Annotated in this window: 15 protein-coding genes and 2 pseudogenes; 9 read left to right on the forward strand and 8 right to left on the reverse strand. The window is 66.0% G+C overall.

Annotated elements, in window-relative coordinates; genetic code table 11:
- Both HDR50_RS11460 and HDR50_RS11465 read right to left on the reverse strand, forming a co-directional pair.
- The coding region (locus tag HDR50_RS11460; protein ID WP_291358408.1) for a transposase at nt 1–150 on the reverse strand (150 nt) is incomplete at its 3' end.
- Nucleotides 151–342: 192 nt separating this feature from the next.
- Nucleotides 343–1,422 (reverse strand): annotated as a pseudogene (locus HDR50_RS11465) (phage terminase large subunit family protein).
- 225 nt (nt 1,423–1,647) lie between these two features.
- On the opposite strand from HDR50_RS11465, the pseudogene HDR50_RS11470 reads away from it, so the two are divergent.
- Nucleotides 1,648–1,926: pseudogene (locus tag HDR50_RS11470) on the forward strand (transposase); the annotation flags it as partial.
- 76 nt (nt 1,927–2,002) lie between these two features.
- Here HDR50_RS11470 and nifS read toward each other — a convergent pair.
- The 6 genes from nifS to HDR50_RS11500 all read right to left on the reverse strand — a co-directional run bounded on the left by nifS (nt 2,003) and on the right by HDR50_RS11500 (nt 6,965).
- Nucleotides 2,003–3,157 (reverse strand): cysteine desulfurase NifS, encoded by a 1,155-nt coding sequence (gene nifS / locus HDR50_RS11475; protein ID WP_291358334.1) that lies wholly within the window; start codon nt 3,155–3,157, stop codon nt 2,003–2,005.
- Between the two features lie 3 nt (nt 3,158–3,160).
- On the reverse strand, nt 3,161–3,997 hold the full coding sequence (gene nifU, locus HDR50_RS11480) for a Fe-S cluster assembly protein NifU (protein ID WP_165077479.1): 837 nt from the start codon (nt 3,995–3,997) through the stop codon (nt 3,161–3,163).
- Entirely contained in the window at nt 3,981–4,469 is a 489-nt protein-coding gene (locus tag HDR50_RS11485) for an Rrf2 family transcriptional regulator (protein WP_291358336.1), read from the reverse strand. Before HDR50_RS11485 ends, nifU begins: the two co-directional genes overlap by 17 nt.
- A 34-nt stretch (nt 4,470–4,503) precedes the next feature.
- The gene (gene metA / locus HDR50_RS11490) at nt 4,504–5,442 is read right to left on the reverse strand and encodes a homoserine O-succinyltransferase (protein ID WP_291358337.1); all 939 of its coding nucleotides are present in this window, start codon (nt 5,440–5,442) and stop codon (nt 4,504–4,506) included.
- Between the two features lie 124 nt (nt 5,443–5,566).
- On the reverse strand, nt 5,567–6,283 hold the full coding sequence (locus HDR50_RS11495; protein WP_291358338.1) for a ferredoxin: 717 nt from the start codon (nt 6,281–6,283) through the stop codon (nt 5,567–5,569).
- A 7-nt stretch (nt 6,284–6,290) separates the two neighbouring features.
- Nucleotides 6,291–6,965: an HAD family hydrolase gene (locus HDR50_RS11500; RefSeq protein ID WP_291358340.1), complete on the reverse strand. Its 675-nt coding sequence runs from the start codon at nt 6,963–6,965 to the stop codon at nt 6,291–6,293.
- Nucleotides 6,966–7,144: 179 nt separating this feature from the next.
- On the opposite strand from HDR50_RS11500, the gene HDR50_RS11505 reads away from it, so the two are divergent.
- From HDR50_RS11505 to HDR50_RS11540, 8 genes are all read left to right on the forward strand, one after another.
- Entirely contained in the window at nt 7,145–8,503 is a 1,359-nt protein-coding gene (locus tag HDR50_RS11505) for a DUF4147 domain-containing protein (RefSeq protein ID WP_291358342.1), read from the forward strand.
- Nucleotides 8,504–8,560: 57 nt separating this feature from the next.
- Complete coding sequence (locus tag HDR50_RS11510; RefSeq protein ID WP_291358343.1) at nt 8,561–9,073, forward strand: hypothetical protein; 513 nt, start codon at nt 8,561–8,563, stop codon at nt 9,071–9,073.
- Nucleotides 9,070–9,375: a GIY-YIG nuclease family protein gene (locus tag HDR50_RS11515; protein WP_291358345.1), complete on the forward strand. Its 306-nt coding sequence runs from the start codon at nt 9,070–9,072 to the stop codon at nt 9,373–9,375. The genes HDR50_RS11510 and HDR50_RS11515 overlap by 4 nt, the downstream gene beginning before the upstream one ends.
- A complete protein-coding gene (locus HDR50_RS11520) occupies nt 9,369–10,022 on the forward strand; it encodes a LysE family translocator (protein ID WP_291358347.1) in 654 nt (217 codons plus the stop codon). Before HDR50_RS11515 ends, HDR50_RS11520 begins: the two co-directional genes overlap by 7 nt.
- A 57-nt stretch (nt 10,023–10,079) precedes the next feature.
- Nucleotides 10,080–10,616, forward strand: a complete 537-nt coding sequence (locus HDR50_RS11525; protein ID WP_291358348.1) for a DUF177 domain-containing protein — start codon at nt 10,080–10,082, stop codon at nt 10,614–10,616.
- Nucleotides 10,617–10,654: 38 nt separating this feature from the next.
- Nucleotides 10,655–11,722, forward strand: a complete 1,068-nt coding sequence (gene mtnA / locus HDR50_RS11530) for an S-methyl-5-thioribose-1-phosphate isomerase (RefSeq protein WP_291358349.1) — start codon at nt 10,655–10,657, stop codon at nt 11,720–11,722.
- Entirely contained in the window at nt 11,719–13,764 is a 2,046-nt protein-coding gene (locus HDR50_RS11535) for a TIGR04326 family surface carbohydrate biosynthesis protein (RefSeq protein WP_291358351.1), read from the forward strand. Before mtnA ends, HDR50_RS11535 begins: the two co-directional genes overlap by 4 nt.
- Nucleotides 13,765–13,848: 84 nt before the next feature.
- Nucleotides 13,849–14,331: a chemotaxis protein CheW gene (locus tag HDR50_RS11540; RefSeq protein ID WP_291358353.1), complete on the forward strand. Its 483-nt coding sequence runs from the start codon at nt 13,849–13,851 to the stop codon at nt 14,329–14,331.
- Nucleotides 14,332–14,346: the final 15 nt, after the last annotated feature.

Genomic DNA, 14,346 nt, shown 5'->3' on the forward strand with positions numbered 1-14,346 from the left:
ACCTGTTCGCAGGATCCAAAAAACCGCATTGAGAAACTTTCGATTATCACGGGCAGTAACTCCTCGCGTTCCTTCTCGGCCTGGAAGGTGCGGTTCCAAAAGCTCCCAAACCTTGTCAGGTATATCGTGGCGACGATGTGCAGTTTCCATGTCTACCTCCTTTTGGAAAAGGATAGCAGAAAGCTACATAAATTAAAAGAGAAATGACGACACTATCTAGTCTGTCCGGTAACAAGCCCTTATAGGGCTAGAACAAACCACCCGCTATGCGGGTGGTTTTGATTTCCGTCCAGTGTAATCCCATTACAAACGCCGTTTCGATATATCCCGTTTCTTCCCGGTTTATCCCGCCGTTTTCTCCTCAGTTATTACGCCACGGTTCACCAGGTTGTGCGAGAGCTGGTACTCCAGTGCCTTGGAAGCGATCTCGGAAAGGGAGACAAAAGGGGGAATCCACGCCGGGACATGAAAACCCACCCTGATAGGGCGATGTTGCTCAAGGTGATCCTGAAGCGTGAGGCCGCTTGACTCCTCGCGCCAGAGGCCGGAGCGCACGCCCAGATCGCGGTCGGCATCTATCCAGTGAGCGTGGCAGTGCTGGCATTCGTAAAAACCCAGGGAGCGGGAGCGTATCTTCACGGGGTCCGTCTTTTCCGGCCAGCGGATGTGGTCAAAGTCCATGAGCAGCCCGCAGCCGAAATGGGGACACACCACATGGTAACGGAACCGCGCCTCGCTGGTCTTGAACGCGCAGTCGATGGGGCCGTCCACCACGGTTGGGGTGGAGAGCTTCCAAATGATGGCCCGGCTGCCCCAAGTGATCACGCACTTTTCGGCCAGAGCCTCGGCCGCGGCCTCGCGCTAGGTGCCCTGATACTTGTCCAGCTCGTCCAGCATCAGGTAGCGGATGGGCTTGTTGCCCAGGCGCGCGGCAGAGCCGGACCAGGCCATGTAGATGGTGAGGTGGCTCATCTTGATGCGCAGGCTGCCCATGCCATCGGACGTGCCGGTGAGGTATTCGCGCAGGCGCGGGCTCGAGCGCAGCATGGGGATGATGCGATCCCGCGCGTTTTCGCGCGCGGTGGCCTCATCTGGATAGACGTAGAGCACCGGGCCCGGTGGGCGGTCGATGGTGTAGCCGACGCAGTTGTGGACCGCCTCAGTGGCCCCGGATTGCGGGCACTTGATGATGCTCTCCACGCGCATGGACGGGTAAAAGGCCGCGTCCGTGATGCCCACGGAATAGGGCGTGACCAGGTTGCGCCACGGGCCCTTGCGCAAGGACTCATGGACCACGCGATGCCTGAGCACGGCCCGCTGCGAGAAGCGACCGTCATGCTCGCGGCGCAGGCGGTCGCGCTTGAGGTCCTTGTGGAGCCGGGATTGCGAGATTTTCCGTCCCTGCAACTGATATATGCCCATTCATCCATGACGCCTGCCAATACCCGATCCTTGCCCATAGCTGCCTTCGCCGCTCCCGGCATTTGCGTTGCAGGGGCAACGGCGGCAAGATTGGTAGCCGATGGGTCATACTTGACCCGTCGCTTGGCTTCTTCCCTGGCACGCAGCAGCAGAGGCACATCTGTGCCGTTGCTGCGTTCCAGTATAGTGTCCAGATTCTGTTCGATATCCGTCCTGGGATTCCTTATCCACATGTTGCCGGAAATCTCACCCAAAATGAGTGTTTCCAGTTACATGGGGTATCTCAACGGCAAGAGTAGCCTGATGATTTATGAACAATTCGGCGACCTGAAATTTAAATACAGCAATCGAGAATTTTGGTGCCGGGGCTTCTTCTATGTGGATACGAGAGGAAAAAATACAAAGAAAATTCAGGAGTACACCAAGGGACAGATAGCTCACGATAAGCTCGGGGACGAGCTCGGCATCCCGTACCTTGGTAGCCCGTTTACGGGCGGCGAGTAACAAAAACGCAGATGTCAGATCGCACATGAAGCCCCCCGGCTATGCCGGGGGGCAGCACCAGAACTATCACGGCCGTCTAGCCCTTGAAGGGCGAAATGGCCCGCAGGGTCTCGATGACGCCGGGGAACTTGTCGAGTACATAGTCGATCTGTTCCGCCGTGTTGTAGCGGGAGAGGGAGAGGCGGATGGAGCCGTGCGCGTAGTTGAAGGGCACGCCCATGGCCCGCAGCACATGCGAGGGCTCGAGGCTGCCGGACGTGCAGGCAGAGCCGGAGCTCGCCGCGATGCCCAGGCGGTCGAGCATGAGCAGGATGGCCTCGCCCTCCACATTCTTGAACGAGATGTTGCTCGTATTGGGCAGCCGGTGCTCGATGTCGCCGTTGACCCGGCTTTCCGGGATGCGTTCAAGCAGGCCATATTCCAGCTTGTCGCGCAGGCGCGCCACATCCACGCGCTCCGCCTGCATGAATTCCGCGCAGAGCTGCGCGGCCACGCCCAGGCCCACGATATAGGGCACGTTTTCCGTGCCAGCGCGCCGCCCGCGCTCCTGGTGGCCGCCGCGCAGAAGCGGCCGGAAGCGCACGCCTTTGCGAACATAGAGCGCGCCGATGCCCTTGGGCGCGTTGATCTTGTGGCCCGAGAGCGAGAGCATGTCCACCGGCAGGTGATGGAGGTCGATGGGGATCTTGCCCACGGCCTGCACCGCGTCCGTATGGAACAGGATGCCGCGGTCACGGGCGATCTCGGCGAGCTGCTGTATGGGGTAGATGTTGCCGACCTCGTTGTTGGCGAACATAATGGACACGATGGCCGTGTCGTCGCCGAGGGTGGCGGCGTATTCCTCAAGGTCGAGGCGCCCCTTGTTGTCCACGCCGAGCATGGTCACGCGGTAGCCCTGGGTCTCCCAGTAGCGGCAGACGCTGAGCACCGCTGGGTGCTCCACCCTGGTGGTAACGATGTGGCGCCGCTCGGGCCGGCTCTGCAGCGCCGACCAGATGGCCGCATTGTCGCCTTCGGAGCCGGAGGCCGTGAAGATTATCTCGTCCGGGTCGGCCCCCAGCAGGGCGGCAAGCTGCTCGCGCGCGGTATCCACGGCCTCGGCCACCTGGCCGCCGAAGCTGTGCATGCTCGAGGGATTGCCGTAGAGGTCGCCCAGATAGGGCAGCATGGCCTCCAGCACCTGCGGGGCCACGGCCGTGGTGGCATTGTTGTCCAGATAGACGACTTCCATGGATTAGGCCTCCTCCACCACGATGTCGGGTTCCACATGCTCGCGCAGCAGGCGCTGCACCAGATTGGCGATGGTCACGTTGCTCGAGCGGCACTGCGAGCAGCGCCCCTGCAGGGATACGACCACGCGCTTGCCGTCCACATCGATGAGCTCGATGTCGCCGCCGTCGGCGGCGAGCTGGGGCCGGATCTCCTCGTCGATGACCTTGAGCACCTGCTGCATGCGCTGCACATTGGTGAGCTTCGGCCGCGGCTTGAGCTCCTGCACGGGCTTCTGCTTGAGCTCGGCCGCGAGGATCTCGGCGATCTCGTCCAGGCACTCGCCGCAGGCGCCGCCGGCCTTGGTGTAGGCCGTGACTTCCTCGACGGTCTTGAGATTGTTTTCGCGGATGGCGCGGATGATCTGGGCGTCCGTCACGCCGAAGCACTTACAGACGAGCTTGCCCTCCTCATGGGCATGCGGCACGGCGGGCTCGCCCTTCCACTGGCGGATGGCGGCTTCCAGCGCCTCCTGCCCCATGACGGAGCAGTGCATCTTCTGCTTCGGCAGGCCGCCCAGCGCGTTGGCGATATCCTTGTTGGTGAGCTTCAGGGCCTCGTCGACGGTCATGCCCTTGATCATGTCCGTCAGGACAGAGCTCGAGGCGATGGCGCTGGCGCAGCCGAAAGTCTCGAAGCCCGCGTCCTCGATGACGCCCTTGTCGTTGATCTTGAGGTAGAGCTTGAGAGCATCGCCGCAGGCAAGGCTGCCCACTTCGCCGATGGCGTTGGCATCGGCGAGCGGACCCGCGTTGTGCGGGTGCAGGAAGTGGTCATGGACGGCTTCAGTGTAATTCCACATAGGTTCCTCCTGAAAGGGCGCGGCCCTTGGCCGCTTCTTCAGATGCGGCGCCGGCGCCCGGGGTAGTTTTGCACTGTTCGCTCATTTCCTGCAAGGTACAGGAGCGCAAAAATTCGCGCATGTGCCGATCCAGGGCCTGCCAGAAGGCCCTGGTGGAGCACTGGCCCTCGTGAGTGCAGGGCTTGTTGGTGGTGAGACAGCGCACGGGCGCGATCTCGCCTTCGAGATGCAGGAAAACGTCTTCCATATTGATGTCCGCCGCGGGCTTGGCGAGGGCATAGCCGCCGCCTGTGCCGCGCACGGCCTTGAGGATGCCCAGCGGCTTGAGCGCCCGGACGATCTGCTCCAGATACCCGGACGAGATGCGCTCCTCCCGGGCCACCTGGCCGAGCTGGAGCAGGCTGCCCGGCGGCTGGGCGGCGAGGCGCAAAAGGAAGCGCAGGCCGTAGCGTGTTCTGGTGGAAAAGCGCATGAAAGGGGGCGTCTCCTTTGGCGGCTGCCCGGCTTCAGGCCGCGGGGCCGCCCTGCGGGGCCAGCGTGCTCAGGCTGAAGGGCGTTTCCTGATAAACGTAATAGTTGAGCCAGTTGCTGTAAAAGAGGTGCGCGTGCGCCCGCCAGGTCATGTAGGGCATCACGTCCGGGTCGTCACCGGGATAATAGTGGCGCGGGATGGCAGGGGCGTCCCCCTTGGCGAGGTCGCGCCGGTATTCGGCGTCGAGCGTGCCGCGGTCATACTCGAGGTGGCCGGTCATGAAGACCTGGCGCTGGTCGCGGCTCTCCGCCACGGCGAGGCCCGCCTCGCCGGATTCCGCCAGGACGCGCAGTTCGGGGTGCTTGAGCACATCCTCGGTGCGCACTTCCGTGTGGCGGGAGTGCGGGGCGAGAAATTCGTCGTCAAAGCCTCGGAACAGGCGGCATTCGGGCTTGAGCACCTCATGGCAGAAGATGCCCGAGACCTTTTCGGGCAGCACATACTTGGGCACCCCGTAAAAATGGTGCAGCGCCGCCTGCGCGGCCCAGCAGAGATAGAGAGTGGAATACACGCGCTCGCGGGCGAAGCTCATGATCTCCACAAGCTCGTCCCAGTAGTCAACCTCCTCAAAGGGCAGGTGCTCCACCGGCGCGCCGGTGATGATCATGCCGTCGAAACTCCTGTGGCGGATCTCGGCGAAAGTCTTGTAAAAGCGCTCCAGATGCTGCACGGGCGTGTTGCGCGATTCGTGCGCCGCCGTCCGCAAAAGGGTGATGTTGACCTGGATGGGAGAATTGCCCAACAGCCGCAGAAGCTGCGTCTCCGTGGCGATCTTGGTGGGCATGAGGTTGACGATGGCGATCTCCAGCGGACGGATGTCCTGCTGGTTCGCGCGCTCGTCCGTCATGACGAAGATATTTTCGCTCGCAAGCGCCGCGCGGGCGGGAAGGTCTGCGGGGATCTTGATGGGCATCGCATTCTCCCGGAAAGTGCCGGGGCTGCGCCTGCCGGCCTCAGAAAACATAGCACTTTGCTAGGATTTGTCAATGCGGACGCCCCCGTGTCAGGGGCGTCCGGCGAGGAAGCGCGGCGAAAGCTCAGGGCAGCTCGACCGTATACACCTTGAGCGGCACCTTGCTGCCCGTGACCGCGATGGCCTGTTCCGTGAGGCGGTCGAGCCCGCAGCAGGGCACGCTCATGCGCAGCACGGTGATGGCGGAAGGCGCGCCCTCCTTGAGGATGCCCTCGAGCCGCTGGAGGAGGAAGTTGTGGTCCTCGAGCTTGGGGCAGGCGAGCAGGGGGATGTGACCAATGAGCCAATGGGCGTGCAGTTCCGGCAGGGAGAGGGCGGCGCAGTCGGCCGTGAGCAGGACGCGCGCCCCGCGCAGGAAGGACGCCGACGGCGGCACGAGGGCCAGCTTGACCGGCCATGCGGGAAGATGCGCGATGACCGAACCCGCCTCGGGCGAGTGTACCGGGGCGGCCTGTGCGCCCCCCAGCGGCGCCAGGGGCTTGAGGGTGCGCGCCGCGCTCCCGGGGCAGGAGCCGCCCGGGGCACAGCTCTTGCCGGCCCCTTCCCGCTTTTCCTTGGCGGAGAGGGCGGCGGCCTCGTCAAAGGGCGCGGCCTCGCGCGTGGTCAGGGTGAGGGCGCCCTGAGGACAGTTGAGGCAGGCCCCGAGGCCGTCGCAATAGACATCGCTGATGAGGCGCGCCTTGCCGTCCACGATGGCGAGGGCGCCCTCGGCGCAGTCAAGGATGCACTTGCCGCAGCCGTTACACTTTTCTTCGTCGATCTCAATGATGGGCCGAAGCATGATTACCTCACTTTTCCGCAAGGGGAGAACAAAGAAGTTCGGGAAGCTCCGCGGGCTGTGCTGCCAGCAGGCGGGCCCCTGCCCGCACGAGCTCGTCCGGCCCGCGAAAGCCCCATGCCGCGCCCACGGGCAGCATGCCGGTATTTCGCGCCGTGTGCATGTCCACGTCGCTGTCGCCCACATAGGCGCAGCGCGCGGGCTCAAGGCCAAGCCCGGCGAGCATGGCGCGCGCCGCCTGCGGTTCCGGCTTGAGGGGGCAGTCGGCCCGGGCGCCGCGGATGAGCGCAAAGGGGATATCCGGGAAAAAGTGGCGGATGATTTCCACCGTCCAGGCATCGGGCTTGTTGGAGAGCACGGCGAGCGTGAGGCCGCGGTCTGCCAGCGCGGCGAGGGCCTCGCTCATGCCCGCATAGGGCACAGTATGGTCGAAAAGATGCGCCGCATACTGGGCGCGGGCCTCGGCGACGAAGGCATCGAGCTCCTGCGCGGAGATGCCGGCATATACCTCTTGCGGCAGGGCGCGCTCCACGGTGCGCGTGAAGCCGTTACCCACCATGGTGGCGTACGCGGGCAGGGGATGCTCGGGAAAGCCGTGGGCCGCGAGCATCCTGTTGCAGGCGCTCCCGATATCATCAAGGGTGTTCAAGAGCGTTCCGTCAAGGTCAAAAAAGGCGGCGTCCATGCGGGCTCCTATGAATGTGGCGGGGAGGTGGCTCGGGGGAGGATAGTCCATGGCGGCGGAAAATCCAAGTCTCGCCCGGCACCTTGCAAGGCAGGCCGGCGCCCACGGTTGAAGTTCCATGACAAGCGGGGCCGTCTCTGGTATGCGGAAGGGAGCACGACTCAGGCAAAGGAGCGCCCATGGCAGACACACAGAAGAAGCAGCGGGAGCAACTTACGGAAATTTTTGCGGCGGCCCTGGCCGCGGTGGCCCCGGACGCGGCAGTGAGGCGGCATGTGCGCCTCGCCGACGGCGGCAAGAGTCTCGAGGCCGCGGGCCGCAGCTGGGATCTCACCCATGGCCGCGTGCGCGTGGTGGGCGCCGGCAAGGGCGCGGCCCCCATGGCGCAGGCGCTGGAAAAGCTCCTGGGGGCGCACATCGCCGAGGGCTTCGTGGTCGTCAAGTACGGCCACCATCTGCCGCTCGCGCATATCACCATCGACCAGGCGGCCCACCCGGTGCCCGATGCGGCGGGGGTCTCGGCCGCGGCGCATATCCTTGACATCGCGCGCGACTGCACTCTCGGGGATCTGCTCATCTGCTTGCTCACCGGCGGCGCCAGCGCGCTCACCCCGGCGCCGGCCCCGGGCTTGAGCCTTGCTGACCTGCAGGAGACTACCTCCCTGCTGCTCCAGTGTGGCGCGACCATCCAGGAGGTCAATGCCGTGCGCAAGCACCTCTCCCTCCTCGGGGGCGGGCAGCTCGCCGCGGCCGCCAACGGTGCGGATGTGCTCGCCATCATCGTTTCCGATGTGGTGGGCGATGCGCTGGATGTCATCGCTTCGGGCCCCACATCGCCTGACCCGAGCACTTTTGCCGAATGCCTGGAAATACTGGAGCGCTTCCAGATCCTTTCCAGGGTGCCGCAGCGGGCGCGCGAGCGCCTGGAGGCCGGGGCTGCCGGCAGCATCCCCGAAACGCCCAAACCGGGAGACCCGCTGTTCGAGCATGTCTGCAACGTGCTCGCCGCCACCAACCGCCAGGCGCTGGAAGCGGCCGCCGCCAAGGCGGAGGCCCTCGGGCTTGAGGCACGCATCCTGACAGACAGCCTCACCGGCGAGGCGCGCGAGGTCGCCGCCGGGCTCGTGGCGGAGGCCCGGCGCGCGGCGGCAAGCCTCAAGCCCGGCGACCGCGGCGTGTGCCTGCTGGCCGGCGGCGAGACCACGGTGACGCTCACGGGCGCTGGCCTTGGCGGCCGCAATCAGGAAATGGCCCTTGCCGCCGCTCTTGAGCTGGAGGGCAGCCACGGTATCAGCGGCATATTTGCGGGCACGGACGGCACGGACGGCCCCACGGACGCCGCTGGCGGCTTTGCCGACGGCGAAAGTGTGGCCCGCATGGGCGGCCGCGAGGCGGCGCTCGCCTTTTTGCAGAAGAATGACAGCAACGCGGCGCTCCTTGCGGGCGGCGACCTTCTGATCACCGGGCCCACGCGCACCAATGTGATGGATCTCGCCGCGCTGCTCGTGGAGGCGCCCTGCGCCGGAGCTTCGGCATGAGGGCGGCGCCCCACTGCGGCGCGGTAGGCCCTGGCACTACAAGCGCGGAGGAAAGGCATGACGCCATATCCTGACGATGACCGCACAAGCGGCAGTCTGCCACCGGGCAGGCGCCCGGATGAAGGCCGCGTCTTCGACGCCGAGGTGGTCGGCCCCGATGAAGGGGAAGGCACGGGCGCCCGCACGCAGTCAGGCGCGGGCCAGGGGGGCGCCGGCGGCGATGCCTGGGGACAGGGCTCCGCAGCCGGGCCGCGCTTCTACCGCATGGGCGGCACGTTCGGCAATGGCGCGGGTTTTGGCCGCGTCTGGACGGCCACGGGCGCGGACGGGGGTGGCTGCCTCGCGCCTTGCGTCACCTTTGCCCTCTTTTTTGTCTGCGTCTCGCAGTTCGGCCTGCTGGCGGGCATCGGCTTCGTGGTGTTCCATCTTGCCGGGAGCATCGCGGGCAGCATCCGCTCCATGCGCAGGCTTGTGGAGGGGCGTCCGGCCAATCCCTGGGCGTGGCGGCTCGGCAACTGGTTCGTTTCGTTCATGCTCACGGCGTGGCTGGCGGGCGGGTTCAACGGATGAAGGCTTCCGCAACGCTTAAAGGCTCGCTCTGGTATGTCTACCTGCTGGAGTGCCGCGACGGCACGCTCTATTGCGGCATCACCTGTGACCTTGAGCGCCGCGTGGCGCAGCACAACGGGCTCCTGGCGGGCGGAGCGCGCTATACCCGCGGGCGGCGGCCGGTGCGCCTGACCGCGAGCCTCGTCTGCGCGGACAAGCCCACGGCGCTCAGGCTGGAACGGGCCGTCAAGGCACGGCCGCGCGCGAAAAAACGCCTTTTTTTCTGCGTTGAAAGCGCCTCCGTGGAGCGTGCGCCATGCTGAGCCCCGAGGTGGCGGGCGCCTTTTTTGCCGCGGCGCTGGTGCTTTCCATCGCGCCCGGGCCCGATAATATCTTCGTGCTCACGCAGTCGGCGCTCTACGGCGCGGCGGCGGGCATGGTCACGACCTTGGGCCTCGCCACGGGCCTTTGCTTCCACACCACGGCCGTCGCGCTGGGCGTGGCCGTCATCTTCCGCAGTTCCCCCACCGCGTTCTGGGTGCTCAAGATCCTGGGTGCCTGCTACCTGCTCTATCTCGCGTGGCTCGCCTTCCGCTCCGGCGCGGTCCTCGCGCGCGTGCCCGAGGGCGGAGACGATGCGGGCGGCGCCGCTGCGTCCTTTCCCGGCTATGGCGCGCTCTATCGGCGCGGCATCCTCATGAATGTGACCAACCCCAAGGTCTGCCTCTTCTTTCTGGCTTTTTTGCCCCAATTCTGCGAACCTGAGCGCGGCAGCATCCCGCTCCAGGTGGTACTGCTCGGGGCGCTCTTTATCCTGGCGACGCTACTGATCTTTTTTTCCGTGGCGCTGCTCGGTGGGCGGCTCGCGCGGCGTTTCAACGCCTCGCGCCGCGGGCAGATACTCATCAACCGGCTGGCCGGCCTTGTCTTCCTGGGGCTCGCCGTGGCCCTGCTCGTCACCGGCCAGTGAACGACATTACAGAAAACCAGGAGGAGGGCGCGCAAGCGTCCTTACAGTGAGGGAACCATGCGCAAATATCTTGTTTCCATCAATGACCTGCCGCCGGACGGCAAGGAATTCACCCTTGAGGACCAGGAGATATGGCTCGCGCCGCTCAAAGAATTCCATATGGACTGCCGCATCGAAAAGCCGCTTGTGGCGCGGCTTACCGTGATGCCCGCCGAGGACGGCTGCCTGGTGCGCGGCAGCCTCACCGGGGAGGTCGTGGTGCCGTGCAATCGTTGCGCCGAGGACGCCGCGGTCGCCATCGACACCCGCTTCGACGAATTTGAGGACATCCCCCCGGAGGAAAACACCGCAGGCGCCGCCCCTGACGACGCGAGCCATGTGGTCTATGACCGGCATGCGCCCATGCTCGACCTCGCGGCCGTCTGCTGGGAGCAGTTCATGCTTTCGCTGCCCGTGGCGCCGCTCTGCAAAGAGGAATGCAAGGGACTCTGCCCGGTGTGTGGCGCCAACCTCAACGAGGGGGAATGCGGCTGTGAGCGCGAGCACGATGACCCCCGCATGGCCCCCCTGCGCGACCTGGCACGCCGGCAATAACGGCGGCCGCGGAAAACGCGGACTTCGAGGGAAAGCCAGTGAACAGCCATATCCGTTTTGATGCGCGAGAGGGGGCGCTCCACCTGCTCGACCAGCGCAAACTGCCGGAAGTGGAGGCGGATGTCGTCTGCGTGACGCCGGATGACGTTATCGCCGCCCTCAAGACCATGGTGGTGCGCGGCGCGCCGGCCATCGGCGTGACCGCGGCCTTCGGCTGTGCTTTGGCCGCACGGGGTGCCGCTTCCGAAGACGCGGAGGCCGGGCGCCGGCGCCTTGAAGTGGATCTCGACCGCATCGCGGAGGCGCGGCCCACGGCCGTCAACCTGCGTTGGGCGGTGGAACGCATGCGCCGCGCCTGGCGCGAGGCGGAAAGTGGAGGTCCGTTGCCTTTGACGGAAGTGGCCGCGCTCTTCGAGCGCGAGGCGCTGGCCCTCCAGTGGGAGGACGAGGCCCTGTGCCGGCGTCTCGGGCGTCACGGCGCGGCGCTCCTGCATGACGGCGACACGGTATTGACCCACTGCAATGCCGGGGCTCTCGCCACGGCCGGCTACGGCACGGCGCTCGGCGTCATCCGCGCGGCGGTGGAAGGGGGCAAGCATATCAGCGTCATCGCGGACGAAACGCGGCCCTTTCTGCAGGGAGCGCGGCTCACCGCGTGGGAGCTTGCGCGCGACGGCATCCCCGTGACGGTGGCCTGCGACAATGCCTGCGCCCATCTCATGAGCCGGGGGATGGTGCAGGCCGTGGTGGTGGGCGCGGACCGCATCGCGGCCAACGGCGACACGGCCAACAAGATCGGCACCTTGGGCGTCGCCATCCTGGCGGGGCATTTTCAGGTGCCCTTCTATGTGGCGGCGCCGCTTTCGACCATCGACGCCGCCACGCCGGACGGTGCCCATATCCCTATCGAGGAGCGCCCGGCGGAGGAAGTCACCCACATGGGCGCCCGGCGCATCACGCCCCAAGGCGTGCCGGTGTACAATTTTGCCTTTGATGTCACCCCGGCCGCGCTCATCAGCGGCATCATCACCGAGGCTGGCGTGCTCCGCGCGCCTTACGGCGAGGCCATTGCCAAGGCCTTGGGCGCAAGCGGGGAGCGCCAGTGAAGCGCCTTGTGGTCCAGACGGGGCGAAGCTCAGGGCCAGCCGCCCCCGCGCAGGACGCGGACACCCTTGTCGCCCTTTGGGATGACTGGGAAAGCGGGCCCGGCGTCGTCTCCATCCCCGAGCGGCTGCATGGCGAACTGCTCGCCATCCGGGCCGAACACATGGCCTGGGCCTATGACATGGGGCGTCTGCCTGTAAAAATGGGGAATGACCCGGCGCGCGAGCTTCAGGACTGGCTGCGCTGCGGCGAGGAACCCTCCATGTGGTGGTGCTCCCTGCTCTATGAGCGCCATCCCAAGATGACGCCCCAGCTCTACACCATCTACAAGCTGCGCTCCCTGGAGCGGCTTATGGATGCGGAAGGCTGCGTCGCGCTGCACCTTGTGGGCGGGGATGCCGCCTTGCGCGACACCCTGGCCGATCTTTGCGCGGCCACGGGGCGGCAGTTTTCCGCCGCCGGAGGGGCTACGCCGGAACGTGAGCCGCCCTCGCTTGCGCGGCGCTTGTATGGCCTTTTGCCTGCGCCGTTGCGGGCGCTGGCGCGCTATGCCCACTGGTGGTGGAGGGTGCGCCGCCACCTCAACTTTGCCGGTGCGCAGCCAGCGCGGAAGCCCGGGGCAGGGGAGCGGCCAGATGCCACCATCGTGACCTATTTCCCCAATGTGGACTTGCAGGCGGCCGGCAGGGGGCATTTCCGCTCCCGCTACTGGGAGGGACTGCACGATGCGCTCAATGCCTGCGCCCGGCGCGAATATCCCCACGGCGGCCATTTCGTGCGCTGGCTGTTCATCCGCTTCCCTTCGCCGGAGCTCAGTTTCGCCCAGTGCCTCAAGCTGCGCGACCTGTTCCGCAAGACCGGCAAGGACGGCCTCTCGTTTCACTACCTTGAGGAATTCCTCACCACAGGCGACCTTTTGGCCGCCCTCGGGCGCTGGCGCCGCCTTTCCCGGGCAAGCCGGCGCATTGAGCCGCAGGCGGTGGCCGCCTGCCATTTTGCGGGCTCAAAGCTCAATTTCTGGCGCTATGCCAAAGATGACTGGGCCGAATCCTTCCGCGGCTGGCGCGCGCTTGAGCGCTGCCTGCAACAACGGGCCTTCCTGCGCTATGCCGCATGGTGCGGGCCGCAGCGCTGGACGCTGTTCCCGCTGGAGAATTGCCCTTGGGAACGCATGCTGACCACGGCCATGCGCCTTATGGGCGCGGCGCGGGCCCCAGCGCCCGAGGCCGCAGCCGGGCTTGCGCAGCCTGTGGCGCCCGGCCCGGTCATCGGGGCGCAGCATTCCAGCATCCGGCCAACGGATTTCCGCTATTTCGATGATCCGCGCACGTTCAGCACGCCGGATTGCGCCCTGTTCCAGCCCGAGGCCATCGAAGGCAACGGCCGCTCGGCCTGTCGCCAGTGGCTCGAGGCGGGCATGCCCCCCGCGCGCCTCGGCGAGGTGGAAGCGCTCCGCTACCTCTATCTGGCGGAGCACAAGCGGAGCGCCCCCCCGAAGGAAGACGCCCTGCCGCCGCAAGCGGGCGAGCCCGTGGACGGGCGCCCGGGGCGGTATTTGCTCCTGCTCACGAGCTTTTTCAGGGACGAGACCGAGGCTCATCTGCGTCTGTTCGCGCGCTGTTATCAGCAGGGCCTGCTCGACGGCTGGAACATCACCGTCAAGCCGCATCCCTATCTCCCGGTGGAGGACATGCTGCGCGGGCTGCTGGGCGCAGATGCCGAAAAGGTGCGCATCGGCAGCGCGCCGCTGGCGCTGGCGCTCGCCCCGGGCGTCACGGTGTGGACTTCCAATTCCACCACGGCAGCACTCGAAGCCTCGCTCAAGGGGCTTGCCCTCATGGTCATGATGCCGCGGGACGATTTTGACCTCTGCCCGCTCCAGGATGTGCCGGGCCTCGCGCGCACGGCCACGCCCGAGGACGTGCGCCGCCATCTGGCCGCGCCCGCCGCAGCCGAGCTCCCCGGGGAATATCTGGACCTCGATACGGAGCTTCCCCGCTGGCGCAAGCTCCTCGGCCTCGGGGGGCCGCACGCCGCAGAGTGAGCGCCGGGTACTAAGTTTTTTCGGAGAGTGCCGATAAGTGAGGCACAAGGGGGCGGCGCATGCGCCGCGCAAGGAGGATATGCCATGACTCAGGTTGCCACGTCCCCGGGCCATGACCCGCACGACGACGACCTCATCCAGCTCGTCACCTTCCGCATCGGCGAGGAGGAGTTCGGGGTGGATATCCTCGCCGTGCAGGAGATCATCCGCTTGATGCAGATCACCATGGTGCCCCGCGCGCCGGAATTCATCGAGGGCGTCATCAACCTGCGCGGCAAGGTCATTCCCGTCATCAACATGCGCACGCGCTTCAACAAGCCCGCGCACAAGCCCGACAGCAACACCCGTATCGTGGTCATGGAGCTGGAGCAGAAGATCGTGGGCTTTCTCGTGGATGGCGTTTCCGAGGTGCTGCGCATCCCCGAAAGCACGGTGGAGGACCCGCCGCCGGTGGTGGCGGGCATCGGCTCCGAATATATCCGCGGCATCGGCAAGCTGGACAACCGGTTGCTCATCCTGCTGGATCTGGATCACCTGCTCGGCAGCATTGATTTCGTTCCTGCGTAAAGACCCGTGCGGGCG

This window comes from Desulfovibrio sp. (genome assembly GCF_014803725.1).
Taxonomy (GTDB): domain Bacteria; phylum Desulfobacterota; class Desulfovibrionia; order Desulfovibrionales; family Desulfovibrionaceae; genus Desulfovibrio.